The organism is Streptomyces sp. NPDC051051 (assembly GCF_040682975.1).
Taxonomy (GTDB): domain Bacteria; phylum Actinomycetota; class Actinomycetes; order Streptomycetales; family Streptomycetaceae; genus Streptomyces.
The window spans coordinates 1-22,249 of record NZ_JBFBCB010000077.1 but is presented as its reverse complement, the minus strand read 5'-3'; the positions used below and the strand labels follow the sequence as shown (position 1 = coordinate 22,249).

The following is a 22,249-nucleotide window of genomic DNA, read 5'->3' as shown; positions in this document are numbered from 1 at the left end:
CACCACCACGTCACCCTCGTCACCGCCGCTCAGGCATTCCTCACCCTCCGGCGGCTCGGCCCAAAAGTCCGCACACCGGCCTAACTCTCTACCAAGTCCTTGACGTTCCTCAGGACCTGCTGAGGTGCTGGACCGGTACCTGCACCACCTGCGGACGCCCCCTGCCCCGCCCTCGGAGCAGCCGCAGACAGCCCACAACCTAACGAAGCACCACTAGGACCCGTCCGGCGGATCATGCCGGACAGGCCCGGGGCGACCGACAGCGGCGCGGCTAGTACTGCGTCTGCAGGTGCTCCCAGAACCCGTCCCGCAGCGCCCGTCTGAGGTCCGACTGGCCGCGCAGCGAGTACTGGAGCATGCCCTCCGCCTCCACGAGGAGGTCCTGGTCGACGGAGCCGGGCAGGTAGGGGTGGCCCGGCAGCAGTTCCACCAGGGACTCCCGGCCCCGCGCCGCCAGCCACTTCGCCGCGATCTGCGCGCCCACGAAGCGGACGTCGTCACGGGTCGGCCGGGCCGCGCCGGTCTGCTCGTAGGTCCGGTCGGTGCGCCGCGAGACGTACGGTTTGAAGAAGTCGAGGTCGAGGGTGCGCTGGCTGTCGACCTCCCACAGCAGGGGTTCCGCCTGGTTGCGGCCCTCCGGGGCATCGACGCCCCAGAGGTGGACGCGGGCGCCGTACCCCTGCGCCGCCTCCACGGCGGAGACCAGGTCCTCGTCGCCGCCCAGCAGCGCGGCGTCGCTGATGGCGCGGTGCCGGGCGAGGGACTCCAGGTCGCTGCGGATCAGGGAGTCGACGCCCTTCTGCTGGTTGTTGGCGTTGAGGTTGCCCAACCTGACCTTGACGTCCGGGAGTTCGGCGATGGACTGCTGCTCTGCCGTGTGGATGCGGCGGCGGGCGCCGTCGTACCAGTAGACGCGCAGCAGCCGGCTGTCGGCGAAGATCGTGCGGGCGCGGTCGATGAGGGCGTCGATCAGGCCCTCGGCGTCGAGGTCGAAGGCCCGGCGGTCCTCGGTCCCGGTGACCAGCCGGCCCGCCGCCGCGTAGAGGTACCCGGCGTCGACGAAGATCGCATGGGTCGAGGGTGTCTTCGCCACCTCGGCGAGCATGCGGGTCAGCAGCTCGTTCGTGCGGTCGATGCGGGCGGCGAGGGCCGTGAGGTCGTCGTTCATCGCGCCCATTGTCCCGGCGGTCACGCTGCGAACACAACCGGTCCCGTTCGGTCCATACCAGCTCGTTGACCGGTCGAAGCGGACCGTCGGCGGCCGTCGACCACGACAGCTCCCTTACCGGTCAGTAATTAGACGTTCGAAAAATTTCTTTAGCGTAGGGAATGTTCGTAACACGCGCCGCGTTGACTCTTCACGTACAGCAATTCTCCTCAGGAGGATGACCAGACGAAGGGAGAAGCCCGTGCGCTTCGAAATCATGCGACTCGACGACGTCGACGGCACGCCCGTGGACAGCACCGTTGTGGACGCCGCCTCCGTCAACCGGATCGTTCAGCAGGCCGCCTCCATAGGGCAGCGGCTGTGGATCCGCCCGGCCGACACCTCGGCCTCGTAACACTCAGGGTCTTCACCCAAGACTTCAGAGCCCCCCACGGCACGATGCCGTGGGGGGCTCTGCTTGTGTCGGAGGGGTCTCCGCGCCGGAGGGGTTCAGGCCCCCTGGATCACCTGCGTGACGCCGTTGATGATCTGCTGCACGGCGATGGCCGAGAGCATCATGCCCGCGAGGCGCGTCACCAGGACCACGCCGCCGTCCTTGATGACGCGGATGATCAGCAACGAGTAGCGCATCACCAGCCACAGCACCGCGTGGATGGCGAGGATCGCCGTCCACACCGACACCTGCGTGGCGGCACTGTCGGCCTTCTGCACGGCCAGGATGACCGACACGATCGCCCCCGGCCCCGCCAGCAGCGGCATGCCGAGCGGGACCAGGGCCACGTTGACGTCCTTGGTCTGCTGGGGCTCGTCGGTCTTGCCGGTCAGCAGGTCGAGGGCGATCAGCAGGAGCAGCAGCCCGCCGGCGATCATCAGCGCGGGCACGGACACGTGCAGGTAGTCCAGGATCTGGTGGCCGAGGAGCCCGAAGACGGCGATGACACCGCCGGCCACGCAGACGGCCTGGAAGGCCATCCGCTTCTGCACCTTGGCGGGGCGCCCGGCGGTCAGCGCGAGGAAGATCGGGGTGATCCCGGGGGGATCCATGATGACGAAAAGGGTGAGGAAGAGGGAGCCGAAGACGGCAACGTCGAACATCAGTGCGGAAGCCTTGCGGAAAGAGGGTGAAGGGTGACGGGTCGGGGGGTCTCAGGCCCCGCCGGTCCCCGGCACCGGGAACGCGCCGGTCGCGCGCCGGGTGATCTCCCCGTAGACCTCGGGGTCCGTGGTGTACTCGCCGAGCACGCAGGTCTTGCGGCTGCCGTGGTAGTCGCTCGATCCGGTCACGAGGAGCCCCAGGTCGGCGGCGAGCCCCCGCAGTCGCGCGCGGGTGTCGTCGCCGTGGTCCATGTGGTCGACCTCGATGCCGTCGAGGCCGGCGGCGGCCAGCTCGGCGATCACGGACTCGGGCACCGTACGGCCCCGCTTGCTCGCGCCCGGGTGGGCGAAGACGGTGACTCCGCCCGCCGCCTTGACCAGCCGGATCGCCTCGAAGGGGTCGGTCTCGTGCTTCTCGACGTAGGCGCGGCCGCCGTCGGCCAGCCATTCCCGGGTGAACGCGTCGCTCACGGTCGGTACGACGCCGAGTTCGACGAGCGCGGTGGCCACGTGCGGGCGCCCGACGGAGCCCTCCCCGGCGATCCGCGCGACCTGCTCCCAGGTGACGGGCACGCCCAGCTCGTTGAGCCTGGCGACCATCCCGCGCGCCCGCGGCACCCGGTCGTCGCGCACCAGCTCGCGCTCGGCGAGCAGGGCGGGCTCGTCGGGGTCGAAGAGGTAGGCCAGCATGTGCATGCTGACGCCGTCGACACGGCAGGACAGCTCGGCCCCGGTGACGAGGGTGAGCCCCGGCGGCAGCGCGGCGATCGCCTCGGCGTGCCCCCGGGTGCTGTCGTGGTCGGTCAGCGCCACGACGTCCAGTCCGGCCGCGGCGGCGTTGCGCACCAGCTCGGCCGGAGTGTCCGTACCGTCGGACGCCGTGGAGTGGCAGTGCAGATCGATGCGCACGACGCGGACTCCAAGCGGTGACGGACGGACGGGGACGCTCAAGGATAACCGGATTTCCGGACTTCTCCGTCACACCCGAACCGGTCGAGCACCCCCTACACGCGCGTCTCCCGCGGGCACGCCCGGCACGACTCCGCGAGCACCCCCTCCTCGCACGCTCCCCGCCGGTCCGCCCGCTACGGCTTCAGCAGCCGCGGCGAGAGCGCCCCGCACGGCACCAGCTCGACCTCGGCCCCGGCATCGCGCAGATCGGTCAGCACCAGCTCGTCGTACATCAGCAGCCCCGACTGCTCGGGCCAGACGACCGCCCACAGCCACAGCCCCCGCGCCTCGCCCGCGAAGACCGCGCGGTCGTGCGGGGCGCCGTTGACCAGCCAGAGCGGGGTGGGGCGGCCGGCGGCCAGGACCTTGGCCTGGGCCGGCTTCTCCACGTCCAGGTACGGGCCGGGGTCGGGGCCGTCCATGCCGGCGTACCGCGCGCCGAGTCCGACGCCCAGCTCCTCCGCGACGAGGATCAGCTCCCCCATGCCGCCGAGCGGGCCGGGGCCCGTGCAGGCGACGGCGCTGGCGCGGCCGCCGCTGCGGTCGTCACCGGCGTAGGTCACGCCCGTGAAGAGCCAGCCGACCGGCAGCGGCCACGGCATCCACACCGGCACCCGGGTCCGGTGCACGACGACGTCGAGGGCCTCGACACTGGGCGGGATCACGGGCTGGAGCGGATGCACGGCCCCGTGCGCATCGCACTGCCAGGAATCGGCGAAGAGGCCGGGAGCCCTGACCCGGCCACCACACTTCGGGCAACTGGGTTCGCCCCTCATAGAGCCCCACGGTCCTACCCGATCCGGTCCACGTCAAGGACGATCACCCGTCCGGGCGGAACCTCGTCCGACCGGCCGACATAGATGTAACTTGCATTCATTAGCTTGGCTAACTTATTATGTGCAAAAGCCAACCATCTGTCGGGACGGGAGCAAGCATGGACCCCTTCGAAGCGGGAGCCGGTGGCCTTCTGCGCCAGCCCAAGGCGGTCTGGGCGACCGCCGGCGCGTCCGTCGTCGCCTTCATGGGCATCGGACTCGTCGACCCGATCCTGCCGTCCATCGCCCGGGGGCTGGACGCCACGACCGGCCAGGTCTCCCTCCTCTTCACCTCGTACTTCCTGATCACCGCCTTCGCGATGCTGCTGACCGGCTTCGTCTCCAGCCGGATCGGCGGCCGCAGGACCCTGCTGCTCGGCCTCGCCCTCGTCGTCGTCTTCGCGGGCCTGTCCGGCACCTCCGACACGGTCGGACAGCTCGTCGGATACCGCGCGGGCTGGGGACTGGGCAACGCACTGTTCGTCTCCACCGCCCTCGCGGTGATCGTCGGCGCGGCGGCGGGAGGCAGCGCCGCGGCGATCCTGCTGTACGAGTCCGCCCTCGGCCTCGGCATGGCGTGCGGGCCCCTGCTGGGCGCGCTGCTCGGGGACGCCAGCTGGCGCCACCCCTTCTTCGGCACCGCGCTGCTGATGGCGATCGGCTTCCTGTGCATCGCGGCGTTCCTGGGGGAGCAGCCGAAGCCGGCCCGCAGGACCTCGCTGCTGGACCCGCTCAAGGCGCTCGGCCACGGCGGTCTGGCCTCGGCGGCGGTCTCGGCGTTCTTCTACAACTACACGTTCTTCACCGTGCTGGCCTTCACGCCGTTCGTGCTGAACATGTCGCCCTACCGGTCGGGGGCGGTGTTCTTCGCCTGGGGCGTGCTGCTCGCCGTCTTCTCGGTCCTGGTGGCCCCGCGGCTGCAGAAGCGGTTCGGCTCGCTGAAGGTGCTCGGCGGCTCCCTGGTGCTGCTCGCCGCCGACGTCCTGGTGCTCGGCTACGGCGACCACACCACCGCCGTGGTGTGCACGGTCCTGTCCGGCGCCTTCATCGGCGTGAACAACACCGTCTACACCGAACTGGCGCTGGGCGTGTCGGACGCGCCGCGCCCGGTCGCGAGCGCCGGCTACAACTTCGTGCGCTGGTTCGCCGCGGCCGCCGCGCCGTTCTTCGCGCCGAGGATCGAGGAGTGGACGGACATCCACGTCCCGTTCGTCGTCGCCGCGGTCACCGCGGTCCTCGGCGCGGTCGTGGTCCTCGTACGGCGCGAGGCGCTCACCGCGGAGGCGGAGGATCTGGAGCCGAGGCACGCGACGGAGGACGGGGTCGCCGTCTTCGCCGACCGACGCGCCCTTCCGGCCGATCGGTGAGTTCGGTCACTCCAACGGGACGGACCCGCGGGACGGATCCCGCAGGTCCGTCCCGTGCGTCAGCCACCGCTCCTGGAGGGCCTGTGCGCCGTGCACGCGCTTCCAGGCGGCCTCGTTCGGGGTCATCGGCAGCAGCGGCAGGAAGTGGACCGGGTCCAGGGGCTCGTCGAGGTCCAGGTCCTCGACCAGGCCGCCGGGCTCGGCCACCAGCACGGAGGTGAACGGGGCGCCCGGCCACAGGGGTTCACCGACGTCGAGGGAGGCGCCGGGTGCCACGATCACGCCCTCGACCTGCGGGGAGGCGGCGAGCACGGCGAGCGGGCGGAGCACCTTGTCGGTGTCGGCGAGGCCCGCCCGCACGGACAGGACCAGCTCGGCGCGCGGCCCCTCGACCGGATCGGCGAGCACCGCGGTGGGGTCGCTCATCGGCTGCGCGGACATGCCGAGCGTGGCGTAGCGGACGATGTCGCCCTCCTGGAAGCGCAGGACCTCGATGCGGTCCGTACCCAGGAAGGTGACCGCGGCGCGGGCGTCCGGCTCGCCCAGCGCGCTGCGCAACCGGGCTTCGACCAGAGGAAGAACATCAGCCATGCCGCGAGCATAGAACTCGCCAGTACTGGGCAAAGCAGCGCCTTGACACTTCGGTCGGCTGATACTGTTGCCCGGTGGTTCGGGGCAGCACGCAGAAGCGTCGCGATCAAGTCCCGACGCCGAGGTAGTCCCTCACGGGGGACCGGCTGGAGGAGGTGGGGCTGTCATGGATCGAAGTCGACCGTGCAGTACCACTCGCTCTTCCCGCCGCTGATGTAGCTCTGGCTCCGGCCGACCGCCGCCTCTCGCGTCCTCATCCTCACTCGGAAGAGCACTTCGTTTCGTTGTACCGGATCTGCCCGATCCCCTCGGTCCGCGCGATCCGTCTGATCTGAAGCAGTACCTGAATCAGTAGCGAAACCCGCCACCGCGACGGAGCGGTGCTCCCCGCTTTGTGGACGTGCCAAACATCCTTCCCTGCCTCCAAGGGCGGGAGACTCCTTGTCAGGACGTCCCCATTCCGGGTAGTTCCACCCGCCGTCGGCGCCTTTCGCCGCCTGCCGCGAAGGAGCCTGCCATGTCGATGATCCGTGACCTGCGTGCCGTGGTCCGCCCGTCCCGCCCCAGCCTGCGCAAGGACAGCGGCGCGTACGACACCACGCGCGACCCCACCACCCCCTCGGCCGTCGTCGACTGCGCCGTCTACCGGGACGGCGCCCGCGTCGAGACGGCGGCGCCGCTGGCCCCGCACGAGGCGATGCGTCAGGTGCGCCGCGACGGCGGCTTCGTGTGGATCGGCCTGCACGAGCCGACGGAGAGTGAGTTCGCCGGGATCGCCGGGGAGTTCGGGCTGCACCCGCTGGCCGTGGAGGACGCGGTCCAGGCCCACCAGCGCCCCAAGCTGGAGCGCTACGACGACTCCCTGTTCACCGTCTTCAAGACCATCCACTACGTCGAGCACGACCAACTCGACGCCAACAGCCAGGTGGTGGAGACCGGCGAGGTCATGTGCTTCACCGGCAAGGACTTCTTCATCACCGTCCGGCACGGCGGCCAGGGCTCGTTGCGCGCGCTGCGCCACCGCCTCCAGGACGACCCGGAGTTGCTCGCCAGGGGCCCCTCGGCGGTGCTGCACGCGATCGCCGACCACGTCGTCGACGGGTACATCGCGGTCGCCGACGCCGTGCAGGACGACATCGACGAGGTCGAGACGGAGGTGTTCTCGCCGGGCCGCAAGGGCAGCCCGCGCGGCACCGACGCCGGCCGGATCTACCAACTCAAGCGCGAGGTACTGGAGTTCAAGCGGGCGGTGTCGCCGCTGCTGCGGCCGATGCAACTGCTGAGCGAGCGGCCGATGCGGCTGGTCGACCCCGACATCCAGAAGTATTTCCGGGACGTCGCCGACCACCTCGCCCGCGTCCAGGAACAGGTCATCGGCTTCGACGAGTTGCTCAACTCGATCCTCCAGGCCAACCTCGCGCAGGCGTCCGTCGCGCAGAACGAGGACATGCGCAAGATCACGTCCTGGGCGGCCATCATCGCCGTACCGACGATGGTCTGCGGGGTCTACGGCATGAACTTCGACCACATGCCGGAGCTGCACTGGCGTTACGGCTACCCCGTCATCATGTCGGTGACGGTGATGCTCTGTGTGGGCATCCACCGCACGCTGAAGCGCAACGGCTGGCTGTGACGACGGCCTGGATAGGGTGGGCCCCATGACACGCGAGCTGCTCGAACCGGCCCTCGTCGAGGAGGCCACCAAGAAGTCCGGCCTCATCTGGGTCGAGGCGGCCGGTGAACGGGGCACACGGCCGCTGTGGCACGTGTGGCACGAGGGCGCCGCCTGTCTGGTCGGTGACGGGCCCGGCGAGCAGCCGCTGCCGGGACTGACGGACGGTGCGGCGGCCGAGGTGACCGTCCGCAGCAAGGACAAGGGCGGCCGGCTGGTCACCTGGACGGCGCGGGTCACCCAGCTCGCCCCCGGCACCGAGGCGTGGGAGGCGGCCGTCGCCGACCTCAAGGGCAAGCGGCTGAACGCGCCCGACGGCGAGGCGATGACGGCGCGCTGGGCGCGGGAGTGCCGGGTGGTCCGACTGGAGCCCACCGGGGTCACGTCCCCGCTGCCCGACGGGGATCTGGCGGCGCCGCCGGCGCCGTCCCCGGCCACGACCCGTCAGCCGGTCCCGGCGGGCCTTCCGCGGCTGCTGCTGAAGAAGCGCGGGAAGGGCACGCGCGCGTAGCCGGTCACGACGTCGGCAGTTCCTTGCCGTAGTCCACGGTCTCGCTCTCCGCGGGCTCCTTCAGGGCGAAGTCCTTGCCCCAGGCGGAGAAGGTCAGGGTGCCCGCCCCGCCCGCGCGCACCAGGCGCAACGGGTACGGCTTGCCCTCCAGGGACACGTCCAGGGTGCCGCCGGAGCCCCCGTCGCCCGTGATGCGGATGGTGCGCACCCCGGCCTGCTCGTGGTGCCCGTCCTTGCCCAGCGAACCGTGCAGTGTCAGCACACTGTCGAGAAGGAGGTCCTTGTCCGTGAACCCGCTGAACTTCTTGTACGAGGGATCACCGGTCGGCACCTTCACGTACTTGTCGTCGAGTTTGCCCGCCGCCGCGCTGTCGGAGCCGGTGTCGTCGGACGTGCCGTCCTCGTGCTTCCAGAACGCGGCGTCCGCCTTGAGGTACAGCTCCTCGTCGACCCGCAGCAGGTGGAAGGTGCCGCCCTCGGCGGTGACCGACCCGGTCGCGCCGTCCGACTTCAGGCTCATGTCGAGCCTGTACGACTTCCCGCCGGCGACCACGGTCCCGGACAGCCGCACCGCGTCCACCGCCGCGGCGGCCGCCCGTGTCTTCGCCTGGATCTCGTCGGCGGCCAGCTTGCCGACCCCGTTCGTCCCCGCGTCAGGGTCCTCGCTGCACCCGGTGAGCCCCAGGCCCGTCACGGCCAGCGCGCACATCGCGCTCACCAGCGCGGCCCGGCGATGGGTACGGCCCTGGGCGATCGCAGTCACAGAGGGAGCTGCCTTTCTGCGGGGGACTCCTGAGCGGCGTACCGCAGCGTACCGGGGTCCCGGCGGGGGAACGGAGCCAGTCCGTCCGGACCGCTCACCAGGGCGTACCCGATCGGGACGGGCTAGCCTGAAGCCCGCACCAGCGGGCAATTGGGAAAAGAACCTCACCCGCAACAGCGCGGGGAGCACGACAGCGAACACCCCGTACCGGCGCGTACGAGAAGGAGGTCCGGACATGGCAGCGGGCGCCCCCCGGATCTTCGTCTCCCACCTCGCCGGAGTCGCCGTCTTCGACCCCAACGGCGACACCGTGGGCCGGGTGCGCGACATGGTCGTCATGCTGCGGGTCGGCCGCAGGCCGCCCCGGCTGCTCGGGCTGGTCGTCGAACTCACCACCCGGCGCCGGATCTTCCTGCCCATGACCCGGGTGACCAGCATCGAGTCCGGCGAGGTCCTCAGCACCGGCGTGCTGAACGTCCGCCGCTTCGAACAGCGGCCCACCGAACGGCTCGTCTTCGGCGAGCTGCTCGACCGGCGCGTCACGCTCACCGAGACCGGCGAGGAGGTCACCGTCCTCGACCTGTCGGTGCGGCAGCTGCCGGCCCGCCGGGACTGGGAGATCGACCGGATCTTCGTGCAGAAGGGCAGGAGGTCGGGCGCCTTCCGGCGCGGCAAGGGGGAGAAGCTGACCGTGGAGTGGTCGGCAGTCACAGGCTTCTCCCTGGAGGAGCACGGGCAGGGCGCCGAGAGCCTCCTCGCCACCTTCGAGCAGCTGCGCCCGGCCGACCTGGCGAACGTCCTGCACCACCTGTCCGCGAAGCGCCGCGCGGAGGTCGCCGCCGCCCTCGACGACGACCGGCTCGCCGACGTCCTGGAGGAGCTGCCGGAGGACGACCAGATCGAGATCCTCGGCAAGTTGAAGGAGGAGCGCGCCGCGGACGTCCTGGAGGCCATGGACCCCGACGACGCCGCCGACCTGCTCTCCGAACTGCCGGAGGAGGACAAGGAGCGGCTGCTCAGCCTGATGGAACCCGACGACGCCGCCGACATGCGCCGGCTGATGGCGTACGAGGAGCACACGGCGGGCGGGCTGATGACGACCGAGCCGATCGTGTTGCGGCCCGACGCGACCGTCGCCGACGCCCTGGCCCGGGTCCGCAACCGCGACCTCTCCCCCGCCCTCGCCGCCCAGGTCTACGTGTGCCGCCCGCCCGACGAGACGCCGACCGGCAAGTACCTGGGGACGGTCCACTTCCAGCGGCTGCTGCGCGACCCCCCGTACACGCTGGTCAGCGCACTCCTCGACGACGACCTGCAGACCCTCGCCCCGGGCGCGACGCTGCCCGTGATCGCCGGGTTCTTCGCGACGTACGACATGGTCGCGGCGCCCGTCGTCGACGAGGCGGGCTCGCTGCTCGGCGCGGTGACGGTGGACGACGTGCTGGACCACATGCTGCCCGAGGACTGGCGGGAGACCGAGTTCCACCTGGCCGAGGGGGAGGTGGCCGATGGCTCCCGAGCGTGACCCCGCCCGCGTCGAGCGCGGCCCGGCCGGCGCCACGGCGACGACCCGCCCCCGGGTCCGGTTGGACCAGCCGCGCCCGCCCAGGCGCCGGATCCTGCCCGAGTGGGACCCCGAGGCCTTCGGACGGCTCTCGGAGCGCATCGCGCGGTTCCTGGGCACCGGACGGTTCATCGTCTGGATGACGATCGTCATCATCGTGTGGGTGCTGTGGAACATCTTCGCCCCACGTGACCTGCGCTTCGACAACTACCCCTTCATCTTCCTGACGCTGATGCTGTCGCTCCAGGCCTCCTACGCGGCCCCGCTGATCCTGCTCGCGCAGAACCGCCAGGACGACCGCGACCGGGTCAACCTGGAGCAGGACCGCAAGCAGAACGAGCGGTCCATCGCGGACACCGAGTACCTCACCCGGGAGATCGCCGCCCTGCGGATCGGGCTCGGCGAGGTCGCCACCCGCGACTGGATCCGCTCCGAACTCCAGGACATGGTGAAGGAACTCGAGGGGCCGCGGGACGGCCACGTCGTATTCCCGGCAGAACGGTCGCGCGGACGTGACGTAGACGACCGCTGACGGCCATGCCAAGGCTCTAGCGGGGCGCCGTACCATCGTCCTTATGGCTACGGAAGACGCGGTGCGTGAAGCACTGGCGACGGTGAACGACCCCGAGATCAACCGCCCCATCACCGAACTCGGGATGGTCAAGTCGGTGGACATCGGGACGGACGGGGCGGTCGCGGTCACCGTGTACCTGACGGTCTCCGGCTGCCCGATGCGCGAGACGATCACGCAACGCGTCACCGAGGCGGTCTCCGGCGTCGACGGCGTCACGCGGGTCGACGTGACGCTGGACGTGATGAGCGACGAGCAGCGCAAGGAGCTGGCCGCCGCGCTGCGCGGGGGCCAGACCGAGCGCGAGGTGCCCTTCGCCAAGCCGGGCTCGCTCACGCGCGTGTACGCGGTCGCGTCCGGCAAGGGCGGCGTCGGCAAGTCCTCGGTGACGGTGAACCTGGCGGCGGCGATGGCGGCCGACGGCCTGAAGGTGGGCGTCGTCGACGCCGACATCTACGGCCACAGCGTGCCGCGCATGCTGGGCGCGGAGGGCCGTCCCACCCAGGTCGAGAACATGATCATGCCGCCGTCGGCGAACGGCGTGAAGGTCATCTCGATCGGCATGTTCACCCCCGGCAACGCCCCGGTCGTCTGGCGCGGCCCGATGCTGCACCGCGCGCTCCAGCAGTTCCTCGCCGACGTGTACTGGGGCGACCTGGACGTCCTGCTGCTGGACCTCCCGCCGGGCACCGGCGACATCGCCATCTCGGTGGCCCAGCTGGTCCCGAACGCGGAGATCCTGGTCGTCACCACGCCCCAGCAGGCCGCCGCCGAGGTGGCCGAGCGCGCGGGCTCGATCGCCGTCCAGACCCACCAGAAGATCGTCGGCGTCGTCGAGAACATGTCCGGGCTGCCCTGCCCGCACTGCGGCGAGATGGTCGACGTCTTCGGCACCGGCGGCGGCCAGAGCGTCGCGGACGGTCTGACCCGCACGACGGGCGCCTCGGTGCCGGTCCTCGGCTCCATCCCCATCGACGTCCGCCTGCGCGAAGGCGGCGACGAGGGCAAGCCGGTCGTCCTCACCGACCCGGACTCCCCGGCGGGCTCCGCCCTGCGGGCCATCGCGGGCAAGCTGGGCGGCCGTCAGCGCGGTCTGTCGGGCCTGTCCCTCGGCATCACCCCGAAGAACAAGTTCTGACCCCTCGTCCGCACACGATCTCCGACCCTTCGTACGACTGCGGGGGCGCCGTCCGTCAGGACCGCGCCCCCGTCGTCGTCACCGCGGCTACGCGTACTCCGCGATGTCCTTGATCACGGCGAAGCCGAGCCCGTACGCGCTCATGCCTCTCCCGTACGCCCCCACGTGCACCCCTTCCCGGGTCGAGCCGGCCAGCACCCAGCCGAACTCGGACTCGCGGTAGTGGAAGGGGGTCGGCACGCCGTCGACCGGCAGGGACAGCGTGGACCAGTCCGGGCCGGACAGGTCGTCGGCGAGCACCCACGCCGTCTCGGTCTGCTGCTCCAGCCAGTCGTCGCGCAGGCTGTGGTCCATCTGGCCCGGCCAGGTGAAGGACAGCAGCCCCACCCCCGCCAGCCAGGCCGCCGAGGACACCGAGGTGGCCTCCAGCAGCCCCGTGCCGTCCGCGCTGCGCCGGTCGGGGTTCGCGGCGACGGTCACGACGACCGCGAACTTCCCGCGGTCCTCCCCCGTCGTCTCGTGCCGCACGGAGGGCTCGTCACCGTGCCCGATCGAACCGTGCTCGACGGCACCGTCGGCCGCCGTACCGACCTGCATCAGCCAGCGCGGTCCCGTGAAGGCCTCGTCGAGGCCGTACCAGGGGAACGGCGCCTCCAGGTACCCGTCGACCGTGCGCCGGGCGGAGGGGACCTGTTGTCCGTCCTCCGCGGCCGGCGCCTGCACGACTGCCCGACTAGTCGTCTCCATGTGCCCGGACGCCTCCTCGCTCTCGCCGGACCGTACGGCCCGCCCCCCTTCGGGCGGCGTTGCCCTTTTGGGTACGGCCCGCACAACAACCAGGCAGCATAGCCACCCCGCTCGCAACTGCGGGGAAGCCGCCCGGCACGTGGGGCGTGCGCCCCCTCACATCCGGGGGCGCGGGAGGCTCAGGTGGCGTCCGCGTCGAAGGGCGGGTGGTCGTCCTTGCCCGGCTCCTCCGGCTTCTTCGTCATGTCGATCCGGCCGCCGGACGAGCCGGACGAGGACGAGGACTCCTGGTCGCGGCTGTGGACGGCGTCCGTGACCTCGGCCATCTCCTTCTTCAGGTCGAAGCCGTTGCGGATCTCCTTCAGCCCCAGGTCCTCGTTGTCCAGCTGCTTGCGGATGAAGGTCTTGGGGTTGAGGTCCTCGAACTCGAAGTCCTTGAACTCCGGGCCGAGTTCCTGCCGGATGTCCTGCTTGGCGCTCTCGGAGAACTCACGGATCTTCCGGATCGTGCGCATCACGTCCTGGATGACCTTCGGGAGCTTGTCCGGACCGAAGACGAGCACGGCCAGGACGATGATCGTCACCAGCTCGAGCGCACCTATGTCATTGAACACCTGAAGCTCCTTGCGATGTCCGCGGTCCTCGGTCCTCGGTGGCCTTGGCGGCCCTCGGTGGTGGGTGCGGGTCTTCCGTGGTCCGGGCCGGGTCCACGGTACCTGTCGCACCTGTCCGATCGGTACCGTCCCGAGGTGTCCGGCTGGTTGCGGGCGGCCCGTTTCCCGCGTGCTCCGCCCGGTGGGGCGGCGGACGGGCGGCCGGACTGTGAGGTTTCTGTGAATCGGGCGGGGTGCCGGCCGGCTCAGCTGCCGCCGGAGGAGCCGAGCACGAGGGAGAGGGTCCGTTCCTCTCCGTCGCGTTCGACGGTCAGCTCCAGGCGGTCGCCGGGGCGGTGCGCGCGGGTCTTCACGATCAGTTCCTCGCCGGAGTGGACGCGCCGGCCGTCGACCGCGGTGATGACGTCCCCGGGCCGGATGCCGGCCCGGTCGCCGGGGCCGCCGGCGGTCACCGGATCGCTCCCGCCATCCTCCTCGGTGCCGACGCGGGCGCCGTCGCCCGAGTAGTCCATGTCGAGGGTCACGCCGATGACCGGATGGGTCGCCCTGCCCGTGTTGATCAGTTCCTCGGCGACGCGCTTGCCCTGGTTGACCGGGATGGCGAAACCCAGGCCGATCGAACCGGCCTGGCCGCCGTCGGGACCGGTGCCGTCGGCTGCGGAGCGGATGGCCGAGTTGATGCCGACGACCTGGCCCCGCGCGTCGAGAAGGGGGCCGCCGGAGTTGCCGGGGTTGATGGGCGCGTCGGTCTGCAGGGCGTCCACGTAGGACACGTCGCTCGCGTCGCCGCTCCCGCCGCCGGCGGTGATGGGCCGTTCCTTGGCGCTGATGATGCCCGAGGTGACGGTGCCCTCCAGGTCGAAGGGAGCGCCGATGGCGACGACCGGGTCGCCGACCCGGACGTTGTCGGAGTTGCCGAGGGGCAGGGGCTTCAGACCCCGCACGCCGGTCACCTTCACCACGGCCAGGTCGTACCCGCTGTCCTTGCCGACGACCTCGGCCTCGGCGGTCTGGCCGCCGTTGAAGACGACGGATATCCCGCCGCCGGACCCGGCGGGCTCGACGACATGGCTGTTGGTGAGGATGTGCCCCCGCGTGTCGAGCACGAAGCCGGTGCCGGTGCCGCCCGCCTCGCCGCCGCTCACGTGCAGTGTGACGACACTGGGCAGGGCACGGCCGGCGATCCCGGCGACACCGTCCGCGTCCCGGTCGCCCGCTTCGACGGGGGCCTGCGGCAGCTCCACCGCCCCCATGCCGCCGTTCCGCTCCAGGTACACCCCGACGCCCCCGCCGACCCCGCCGGAGACCAGGGCCAGCAGCAGCGCTCCGCCGACCAGGCTCCGCCGCCGACGCCGACGCAGTTGCTCCAGGCCGGCGACCGCGGCCCCGGTCTGCTGGAGCGGCCCGGCGGCCGCGGGACCACCGGCCCAGGGGTCGTAGCGGCGCCACGGGTCCACGGGGGCCGTGGCAGGCGGGGCGGGCCTGGAGTGCACCTCGGGGGCCGTGACGGGGGTGCCGGGGGCGCCCGGCACGGGCTGAGGCGCGTCGGGGGCGGGCGTCGGGGTGGGCGGCGCCGTGTCCGAGACCGGAGCGCCCGGCACACCGGGGACGGCAGGGGGCGACGGCGTGTGGGGGACGCCCGCGTCGGAGCCGTCGGGCGCCGTCGCCCCGGGGACGGCCGTGCCGGAGACACCGGGGACGGTCGGGGGTGCCACGAAGGCGCCCGTGCCGGGGATGCGGGGGGCGGGCCGGTCGGAGGCGGGCATTCCGGGGGCGGGCGGCACCGAGGCGAGAGCGAGCCCGTCAGGCGCGGCCGGGGGCGGCACGGTCGCGTCCGCGGCGGCCGTGGCGGGGGCCGATGCCGCCGCGGGGTGCTGGACGGGCGGTGCGGGCGCCCAGGGGCCGGGTTCGCCGTACGGCGGGGTGCCATAGGGGTCGGGATCGTGCAGGGGCTTGGGACGGTCGGTGACGGCCGGGGGCTGGGGCGCCGGCTCTGCCGACCCCATCGGTGACGGCGACGGCGACACGGCGTGATCCCCCACGGGAGGGTGGGGCACCTCGGCAGCCGCCGCGGTCGGAGCCGTGTCCGCACCGGAGGTGACGCGCTCCGGCTCCTCGGCGGCTCCCGCGGGACGGGCCAACTGGTAGTCGTCCTCGGGGATCATGCCCCGCGCAGGCCCGCTCGGCGGCTCCCCACCGGTCCGCCCGGCAGGGTTCCCTCCGGCCGGGCTGTCCCCGGCCGGGCGCCCCGCCGTCGTGCTCGGGTCGTTCCCGTTCGCCCGCCCGGCAGGGCTTTCTGTGGGCTTGCCCTCGTTCATGCTCTCCCCGCGGTCAGGCTCGCGCTCCGCCCCGCGCCGCGTGGGCGCGGTTCACCCTGGATTCAACCAGGTTCGCGGATCAGTGGGCCTGGTGCGGCGACGGGGTGGGGGCGGGGGTGGCGTCGGGGACGGGTGCGGCGAGCAGGCCGGGGGAGGCGATCTCCGGGGTGGTGGTCCAGGAGGTCAGCGAGACCGGCGGGGTGGTGCCGAGCGGACGTATCAGAGGGGACACGGCGGCGGCGCCGGCCATCACGGGTGTGGTCAGCCGGTGCAGCGACTGCTCGGGGGGGACCGCCGGGGACGGCACTCCGGGCAGCAGCGGAGCGGAGACCTGGGTCGGGGCGACCGGGGTCTCGGAGAACATCTGCCCGCTCTGCGCGAGCAGGGGCCCGACGCCACGGCGGCGCTGGCTCTCGGGGGTCGTTGCGGAGCCGCCGCCCGGCGTGCGGGCCGGTGTGACGTTGCTGCCCGCGCCCGCGCCGCCACGGGCGTCCGTGTCGGTCGGGACGCCGGTGTTCATGCCGCCGAGGGCGATCGCGGCCAGCGACACCGCGCCGGCGGCGACGAAGGCGAACCGGAGCCCCCGCGAACGCTCGGCGTCGGACCGGCCGACCAGGTGGACACCGAAGCCGCGCCCGGTGGTGGGGGTGAGCACGGAGCCGTGGTCGCGTGCCGGGACGTAGCCGAACTCGAAGGGCTCGTCCCGTCTCGCTCCGAAGACTCCGGGCGCTCCGGGGCGGGCCCCGAATCCGTCGCCGAAGCCTCCTCCGAGCGGCGGCAGGCCGCCATGACCCGGGTCGCCTCCTGCGGGCAGCCCTTGAAGGCGTGCCAGGAAGCTCTCCGAGGGGGCGGGCGGGGCCACTTCCGCGAAGACGTTCTTCAGCCGGCGCTGGGCGTCGACCTCCGCCTTGCATTTGGAACAGGTCGCCACGTGCGCCAGCACACGCTCGCGGGTGTCATGGCCCAGCTCGCCGTCCACGAGGGCGGAGAGCCGGTCACCGAGGTGCTGCTCGGCCGGGGTAGGACGAGTTCCACTCACGCGGTCGCGCCCCCTCCTCCCAGAACGGGGACCCGGGCCACGAACGAGCGACGCTCGGAGCGCGCCTCTGGCGAGCGGTGCGCCAGTGCCTTGCGCAGCTGCGAGCGGCCGCGGTGGATCCGCGAGCGGACCGTGCCGAGCTTGACGCCGAGGGTCGCGGCGATCTCCTCGTAGGACAGTCCCTCGATGTCGCACAGGACGACCGCGGCGCGGAACTCGGGCGCGAGGGTGTCGAGGGCCTGCTGGACGTCCGCGTCGAAGTGTGCGTCGTTGAAGAGCTGCTGCGGCGTGGGTTCCTTGCTGGCCAGCCGCTCGGCCGCGTCGTCGCCGAGCGAGTCGAAGCGGATGCGCTGCTTGCGGCGGACCATGTCCAGGAAGAGGTTGGTGGTGATGCGGTGCAGCCAGCCCTCGAAGGTGCCCGGCGTGTACGTCGACAGCGAGCGGAAGACGCGGACGAAGACCTCCTGGGTGAGGTCCTCGGCGTCGTGCTGGTTGCCGGTGAGGCGGTAGGCGAGCCGGTAGACGCGGCCGCTGTGCATGCTGACGATCTCCTCCCACGTGGGCGGAGTCCACGCCTGCCCGTCCGCGTCGGTGGAGAAGGTCGCGGTCTGGGCGGGGCCGGCACCAGGGCCGGCGGCGTGACTGTGGTCAGCGGTGTCGTTCACGGATTTCGGCCTGCCTGCCGAACCGAGAAAGCGCCGCAGCGCTCCTCCCCGATCCACAGGCGCAGCCGCACCTCCCCTGTCGGCTCTGGTGGTGTCCAGCGGAGCCCCTACCATAGCCACCTCGCCCGTTAGCTCCGGATAAGCGGTTTTACGAGAATTTGATCTGGGCTGATACGGCTCATCCGACTGCGTCAGCACTTGCTCGGCATCCCGTCGGTCGTCGTGATCCAACCGTGTCCCCCTCAGTCCGTCCCACCTCTTCAAACGCGCGGTCCCATCTGCGGGTTCCCGGCGCCAACGGATACAGTCACGCCCAGGCAACCACGGGGACAGGAGAGGGTCATTACCGGCAACCGGCAGACGAGCTGGGCGTTCGCCGACGCCTATGTCGCCGAGGACGAAGCACTGCTGTGGGCCCGCGACCGGGCCCGCGAAGCGGGGCTGCGCTCGGTGTCGCCCAGCACGGGCGCCGCACTGCGGTTGCTCGCCGCCACCGTGGACGCCAAGGCGGTCGCGGAGATCGGTACCGGTACCGGCGTCTCGGGGATCCACCTGCTGCACGGCATGCGTCCGGACGGCGTCCTGACGACCGTCGACCTCGAACCGGAGCACCAGCAGTTCGCCCGGCAGGCCTTCCGGGCCTGCGGGTTCGCCAGCAACCGGGCGCGCTTCATCCCCGGCAGCGCGCTGGACGTCCTGCCGCGGCTCGCGGACGCCGGCTACGACCTCGTCTTCTGCGACGGCGACCGGCTCGAGGTCATGGACTACCTCGCCGAATCGTTGCGCCTGCTGCGGCAGGGGGGTCTGGTGGTGTTCGAGGGCGTGTTCGCGAACGGCCGGACGATCGACTCGGGCCCGCAGCCCACCGAGGTCATAAGGGTGCGCGAGCTGCTGCGCACGGTGCACGAGAGCCAGGATCTGGTGCCGTCGCTGCTGCCGGTGGGCGACGGCCTGCTCTGCGCGGTCAAGCGATAGCCGCACCGGCCGGAGCCCCGCGCGTCACGACCGCCCACCCGTGGGAGGGGGTGCGCCCTCCCGCACCACCGCCCGTACGGCGGCCCGCCCGTGTGCCCGCCCGCTCGTATGCTTGCCCGCCCGGTACGCCTTTCGGGTCACGGACCCCCGAGCGCCCTTGCGGAAACAGGTCTCCCCGGCACCCTTGAGGATGCCGGGGAGACCTGTTTCCGCAAGGGGTGTGGTCGCTTGCGCGTCAGCCGACGACCTTCTTGAGGGCGTCGCCGAGCGCGTCGGCCTCGTCAGGGGTCAGCTCGACGACGAGCCGACCGCCGCCTTCGAGCGGAACGCGCATGACGATGCCCCGCCCCTCCTTGGTCACCTCGAGCGGGCCATCGCCCGTCCGCGGCTTCATGGCCGCCATGCTCGTTCCCCTTCCTGAAACCAGCTCATCGTCAAAGCCGACGGCCCCTGAAGGGCAAGGCGCGGCCCAGCATGGGACCCACGACACCGGCATCGAACACATTGCTTCCCAGCCATTATCCCGCATCGCAGGACCCGATGACCAACATCGGTAGGCATCGCTTGGGCAACGCGCGCGAGCAAAACCACTCAATTCGGCGATGTGACTGCGATACTGCGCGCCCGCACGGACTTCCGCCCACCGGAAATCGTCCGGATTTCTTTGACGCAGGTCACACGTCCCGCGTGCTCGGCGTCCTTCATGCTGTCCTTCGGAGACTGCGTACCGGTCGGTACGTCAGCCGCGACACCGGAGGGGACATTCCATGGCCGACACCGTGCTCTACGAGGTGAGCGACGGGCTCGCGACGATCACCCTGAACCGCCCGGAGGCGATGAACGCGCTGAACATCGCGACCAAGGTCGCCCTGCGGGAGGCGGTGGAGTCCGCGGCGGCCGACGACGCCGTACGGGCCGTGCTGCTGACCGCCGCGGGTGAGCGGGCCTTCTGCGTGGGCCAGGACCTCAAGGAGCACATCGGGCTGCTGATCGAGGGCTCGGGCGAAATCATGAGCACGGTCAAGGAGCACTACAACCCGGTCGTGCGGGCGCTGACCGAGGCGCCGAAGCCGGTGGTCGCCGCCGTGAACGGGGTCGCCGCCGGGGCCGGTTTCGGTTTCGCGCTGGCCGCCGACTACCGGATCGTGGCGGACACCGCGTCCTTCAACACCTCGTTCGCGGGGGTCGCGCTGACCGCCGACTCGGGCGTCTCCTGGACCCTGCCGCGCGTGGTGGGACCCGGCCGGGCCACCGACCTGCTGCTGTTCCCCCGCAGCGTCAAGGCGCAGGAGGCGTACGAGCTGGGCATCGCCAACCGGGTCGTACCGGCGGACGCGCTGCGCGCCGAGGCCGAGAAGGTCGCGCGGGCGCTGGCCGAGGGGCCGACGGTCGCCTACTCGGCGCTGAAGGAGGCCGTGGCGTACGGGCTCTCCCACTCGCTGGCGGAGACGCTGGAGAAGGAGGACGAGCTGCAGACCCGGGCGGGTGCCTCGGAGGACCACGCGATCGCCGTGCGGGCGTTCGTGAACAAGGAGCGGCCGAAGTACCTGGGCCGCTGAGGTTCAGCGGCCGGGCGCCGCCGGGGCCGCGGGTTCGCCACGCGGCCCTCCGCGTCCCTCACGGGGCGCTTCTCGACACGCAGGCCGCCAGGTGGTCGTCCACCAGCCCGCAGGCCTGCATCAGCGCGTACGCCGTCGTCGGGCCCACGAAGCGCAGGCCCCGCTTCTTGAGCGCCTTCGACAGGGCGGTCGACTCCGGGGTGACCGCCGGGACGTCCGCGAGGGTCCCCGGGACCGTGCGGGTCGCCGCGTCCGGGGCGTGGGACCAGATCAGTTCGTCGAGGTCGCCCGGGGACCAGCCGGCCAGCACGCGCGCGTTGGCGAGCGTGGCGTCGATCTTGGCGCGGTTGCGGATGATGCCGGTGTCGGCGAGCAGGCGGGTGCGGTCCTCGTCGGTGAAGGCGGCGACCGCGTCGATCCGGAAGTCGGCGAAGGCGGTGCGGAAGCCGGGGCGGCGGCGCAGGATCGTGATCCAGGACAGGCCGGACTGGAAGGCCTCCAGGCTGAGGCGTTCGAAGAGGGCCTGGTCGCCGTGGACCGGGCGGCCCCACTCCTCGTCGTGGTACGTCACGTAGTCCGCCGTGGACAGGGCCCAAGGGCAGCGCAGCGCTCCGTCGGGGCCGGCGAGGGCGGCGCCGTCGCTCACTGCTGTTCCTCCCGCGCGGGCTTGTCCATGGAGACGTGCGGCTCGGGCGTCCGGGCGGCGGAGAGCGCGGACTCCAGTTCGCCGATGCGGGCGTCGCGCTCGGCGAGTTCGGCGCCGAGGCGGTTGAGGGCGTCGTCGACGTCGGCCATGCGGTAGCCGCGGGCGGCGAGCGGGAAGCGGAGCCGGTCGACGTCGGACCGGTCGACGGGACGGTCGGGGGGCAGCGGGTCGTGCAGCCGCTCGGGCGCGACCTCCGGCAGCGGACCGGTGCCCTCGCCGCCGCCCACCACGGCGAGGGTCACCGCGGCCACCACGACGGCGAGGGCGATGACCAGGAAGAAGAACATAACCATCGGTGGGTCCCCACGCTCGCTGTGCTCGTTGTCGGATGTGTCAGGCTCCGATCGTGCCATGAGGGTGTGACCGTTAGGGTCGCAGGCGGCGGATGTCAGGGACGTACGAGGAGAGGTCACAGGGGATGCTCAGGCTGGGCGGGCGGGAATTCGGCACCCACGAGCCGGTGATCATGGCGATCGTGAACCGGACCCCCGACTCCTTCTACGACCGGGGCGCGACCTTCCGTGACGGGCCGGCCCTCGCGCGCGTGGAGCAGGCGGTGGCCGAGGGCGCCGCGATCATCGACATCGGCGGGGTCAAGGCCGGGCCCGGCGAGGAGGTCACGGCCGAGGAGGAGGCGCGTCGCACGGTCGGTTTCGTGGCCGAGGTGCGGCGGCGTTTCCCGGAGGTCGTGATCAGCGTGGACACCTGGCGGGCCGAGGTCGGCGAGGCGGTCTGCGAGGCGGGCGCGGATCTGCTCAACGACGCCTGGGGCGGGGTCGATCCGCGGCTGGCCGAGGTCGCGGCGCGGTACGGGGCCGGGCTGGTCTGCACGCACGCGGGCGGCACGGAGCCCCGGACGCGGCCGCACCGGGTGGCGTACGACGACGTCATGGCCGACATCCTGGGGGTGACCGTGGGGCTGGCGGAGCGGGCGGCCGGGCTGGGGGTGCCGCGGGAGTCGATCCTGATCGATCCGGGGCACGACTTCGGCAAGAACACGCGGCACAGCCTGGAGGCGACGCGGCGGCTGGGGGAGATGGTGGAGACGGGGTGGCCGGTGCTGGTGTCGCTGTCCAACAAGGACTTCGTCGGGGAGACGTTGGACCGGCCCGTCAAGGAGCGGGTGGTGGGGACGCTGGCCACCACCGCGGTGTCCGCCTGGCTGGGGGCGCAGGTGTACCGGGTGCACGAGGTCGCCGAGACGCGGCAGGTGCTGGACATGGTGGCGTCCATCGCGGGGCACCGGGAGCCGGCGGTGGCCCGGCGGGGGCTGGCGTAGTTCTCCCGCGCCCCCGCCGGTGTCAGCAACGCTCGTGATCAGTGCACCTAGGGCGTGTTTCGAAAGTAGCGTCGTCTGCCCGAAGGGCAGGCCCGGCGGCGTCTGGTGCGTGCGATCGCAAGGCGGAGGGTCGCCCCGATA

Annotated in this window: 24 protein-coding genes; 10 read left to right on the top strand and 14 right to left on the bottom strand. The window is 71.8% G+C overall.

From position 1 onward, the window contains the following. Positions 1-271: 271 nt before the first annotated feature. Positions 272-1,177, bottom strand: a complete 906-nt coding sequence (locus tag AB0N31_RS34145; protein ID WP_366062395.1) for an NYN domain-containing protein — start codon at positions 1,175-1,177, stop codon at positions 272-274. A 232-nt stretch (positions 1,178-1,409) separates the two neighbouring features. Between AB0N31_RS34145 and AB0N31_RS34140 the strand changes: the two genes are divergently transcribed. After that, a complete protein-coding gene (locus tag AB0N31_RS34140) occupies positions 1,410-1,562 on the top strand; it encodes a hypothetical protein (protein ID WP_006374340.1) in 153 nt (50 codons plus the stop codon). A 95-nt stretch (positions 1,563-1,657) separates the two neighbouring features. Here the strand turns inward: AB0N31_RS34140 and AB0N31_RS34135 are convergent, their stop codons facing one another. The 3 genes from AB0N31_RS34135 to AB0N31_RS34125 form a co-directional block, all read right to left on the bottom strand. Further along, the gene (locus AB0N31_RS34135) at positions 1,658-2,263 is read right to left on the bottom strand and encodes a MarC family protein (protein ID WP_366062392.1); all 606 of its coding nucleotides are present in this window, start codon (positions 2,261-2,263) and stop codon (positions 1,658-1,660) included. 51 nt (positions 2,264-2,314) lie between these two features. Continuing rightward, complete coding sequence (locus tag AB0N31_RS34130) at positions 2,315-3,172, bottom strand: PHP domain-containing protein (protein WP_366062391.1); 858 nt, start codon at positions 3,170-3,172, stop codon at positions 2,315-2,317. 176 nt (positions 3,173-3,348) lie between these two features. Then, entirely contained in the window at positions 3,349-3,990 is a 642-nt protein-coding gene (locus AB0N31_RS34125; RefSeq protein WP_366062390.1) for a DUF6758 family protein, read from the bottom strand. Positions 3,991-4,148: 158 nt separating this feature from the next. On the opposite strand from AB0N31_RS34125, the gene AB0N31_RS34120 reads away from it, so the two are divergent. Beyond that, the gene (locus AB0N31_RS34120) at positions 4,149-5,396 is read left to right on the top strand and encodes an MFS transporter (RefSeq protein WP_366062389.1); all 1,248 of its coding nucleotides are present in this window, start codon (positions 4,149-4,151) and stop codon (positions 5,394-5,396) included. A gap of 6 nt (positions 5,397-5,402) precedes the next feature. Here the strand turns inward: AB0N31_RS34120 and AB0N31_RS34115 are convergent, their stop codons facing one another. After that, positions 5,403-5,987, bottom strand: coding sequence for a suppressor of fused domain protein (locus tag AB0N31_RS34115; protein WP_366062388.1), 585 nt, complete (start codon positions 5,985-5,987; stop codon positions 5,403-5,405). 517 nt (positions 5,988-6,504) lie between these two features. Between AB0N31_RS34115 and AB0N31_RS34110 the strand changes: the two genes are divergently transcribed. Together AB0N31_RS34110 and AB0N31_RS34105 are read left to right on the top strand one after the other, a co-directional pair. Continuing rightward, a complete protein-coding gene (locus tag AB0N31_RS34110) occupies positions 6,505-7,620 on the top strand; it encodes a magnesium and cobalt transport protein CorA (RefSeq protein WP_366062387.1) in 1,116 nt (371 codons plus the stop codon). A gap of 25 nt (positions 7,621-7,645) precedes the next feature. Then, entirely contained in the window at positions 7,646-8,170 is a 525-nt protein-coding gene (locus tag AB0N31_RS34105) for a hypothetical protein (protein ID WP_366062386.1), read from the top strand. Between the two features lie 4 nt (positions 8,171-8,174). On the opposite strand, the gene AB0N31_RS34100 is transcribed toward AB0N31_RS34105, so the two are convergent. Continuing rightward, on the bottom strand, positions 8,175-8,933 hold the full coding sequence (locus tag AB0N31_RS34100) for a hypothetical protein (protein ID WP_366062385.1): 759 nt from the start codon (positions 8,931-8,933) through the stop codon (positions 8,175-8,177). A gap of 235 nt (positions 8,934-9,168) precedes the next feature. Between AB0N31_RS34100 and AB0N31_RS34095 the strand changes: the two genes are divergently transcribed. The 3 genes from AB0N31_RS34095 to AB0N31_RS34085 are packed head-to-tail and all read left to right on the top strand — an operon-like array spanning position 9,169 to position 12,206. Next, positions 9,169-10,458 (top strand): CBS domain-containing protein, encoded by a 1,290-nt coding sequence (locus AB0N31_RS34095; protein ID WP_366062384.1) that lies wholly within the window; start codon positions 9,169-9,171, stop codon positions 10,456-10,458. Next, complete coding sequence (locus AB0N31_RS34090) at positions 10,442-11,029, top strand: DUF1003 domain-containing protein (protein ID WP_366062383.1); 588 nt, start codon at positions 10,442-10,444, stop codon at positions 11,027-11,029. Before AB0N31_RS34095 ends, AB0N31_RS34090 begins: the two co-directional genes overlap by 17 nt. Before the next feature lie 43 nt (positions 11,030-11,072). Next, on the top strand, positions 11,073-12,206 hold the full coding sequence (locus tag AB0N31_RS34085; protein WP_366062382.1) for an Mrp/NBP35 family ATP-binding protein: 1,134 nt from the start codon (positions 11,073-11,075) through the stop codon (positions 12,204-12,206). Between the two features lie 87 nt (positions 12,207-12,293). Here AB0N31_RS34085 and AB0N31_RS34080 read toward each other — a convergent pair whose 3' ends face one another. From AB0N31_RS34080 to sigE, 5 genes are all read right to left on the bottom strand, one after another. Further along, positions 12,294-12,953, bottom strand: coding sequence for a hypothetical protein (locus AB0N31_RS34080; RefSeq protein ID WP_366062381.1), 660 nt, complete (start codon positions 12,951-12,953; stop codon positions 12,294-12,296). Positions 12,954-13,132: 179 nt separating this feature from the next. Further along, a complete protein-coding gene (locus AB0N31_RS34075) occupies positions 13,133-13,567 on the bottom strand; it encodes a sec-independent translocase (protein WP_366062380.1) in 435 nt (144 codons plus the stop codon). A 245-nt stretch (positions 13,568-13,812) separates the two neighbouring features. Next, positions 13,813-15,573: a trypsin-like peptidase domain-containing protein gene (locus AB0N31_RS34070; RefSeq protein ID WP_366062394.1), complete on the bottom strand. Its 1,761-nt coding sequence runs from the start codon at positions 15,571-15,573 to the stop codon at positions 13,813-13,815. 391 nt (positions 15,574-15,964) lie between these two features. Then, complete coding sequence (locus AB0N31_RS34065; protein ID WP_366062379.1) at positions 15,965-16,924, bottom strand: zf-HC2 domain-containing protein; 960 nt, start codon at positions 16,922-16,924, stop codon at positions 15,965-15,967. Next, positions 16,921-17,703, bottom strand: a complete 783-nt coding sequence (gene sigE, locus AB0N31_RS34060) for an RNA polymerase sigma factor SigE (protein ID WP_366062378.1) — start codon at positions 17,701-17,703, stop codon at positions 16,921-16,923. The genes AB0N31_RS34065 and sigE overlap by 4 nt, the downstream gene beginning before the upstream one ends. 162 nt (positions 17,704-17,865) lie before the next feature. Between sigE and AB0N31_RS34055 the strand changes: the two genes are divergently transcribed. Next, entirely contained in the window at positions 17,866-18,564 is a 699-nt protein-coding gene (locus tag AB0N31_RS34055; RefSeq protein WP_366062393.1) for an O-methyltransferase, read from the top strand. A gap of 235 nt (positions 18,565-18,799) precedes the next feature. Here the strand turns inward: AB0N31_RS34055 and AB0N31_RS34050 are convergent, their stop codons facing one another. Beyond that, positions 18,800-18,967 carry a DUF3117 domain-containing protein gene (locus AB0N31_RS34050; protein ID WP_003966491.1) on the bottom strand — a complete coding sequence of 56 codons (168 nt, stop codon included), beginning with the start codon at positions 18,965-18,967 and terminating at the stop codon, positions 18,800-18,802. Positions 18,968-19,331: 364 nt separating this feature from the next. Between AB0N31_RS34050 and AB0N31_RS34045 the strand changes: the two genes are divergently transcribed. Continuing rightward, positions 19,332-20,123 carry an enoyl-CoA hydratase-related protein gene (locus tag AB0N31_RS34045; RefSeq protein ID WP_366062377.1) on the top strand — a complete coding sequence of 264 codons (792 nt, stop codon included), beginning with the start codon at positions 19,332-19,334 and terminating at the stop codon, positions 20,121-20,123. A 58-nt stretch (positions 20,124-20,181) separates the two neighbouring features. Here AB0N31_RS34045 and AB0N31_RS34040 read toward each other — a convergent pair whose 3' ends face one another. Together AB0N31_RS34040 and AB0N31_RS34035 are read right to left on the bottom strand one after the other, a co-directional pair. Continuing rightward, on the bottom strand, positions 20,182-20,769 hold the full coding sequence (locus tag AB0N31_RS34040; protein WP_366062376.1) for a DNA-3-methyladenine glycosylase I: 588 nt from the start codon (positions 20,767-20,769) through the stop codon (positions 20,182-20,184). Next, positions 20,766-21,122 (bottom strand): DivIVA domain-containing protein, encoded by a 357-nt coding sequence (locus AB0N31_RS34035; protein WP_366062375.1) that lies wholly within the window; start codon positions 21,120-21,122, stop codon positions 20,766-20,768. The genes AB0N31_RS34040 and AB0N31_RS34035 overlap by 4 nt, the downstream gene beginning before the upstream one ends. 125 nt (positions 21,123-21,247) lie before the next feature. On the opposite strand from AB0N31_RS34035, the gene folP reads away from it, so the two are divergent. Next, positions 21,248-22,108, top strand: coding sequence for a dihydropteroate synthase (folP, locus tag AB0N31_RS34030; RefSeq protein ID WP_366062374.1), 861 nt, complete (start codon positions 21,248-21,250; stop codon positions 22,106-22,108). Positions 22,109-22,249 lie beyond the last annotated feature (141 nt).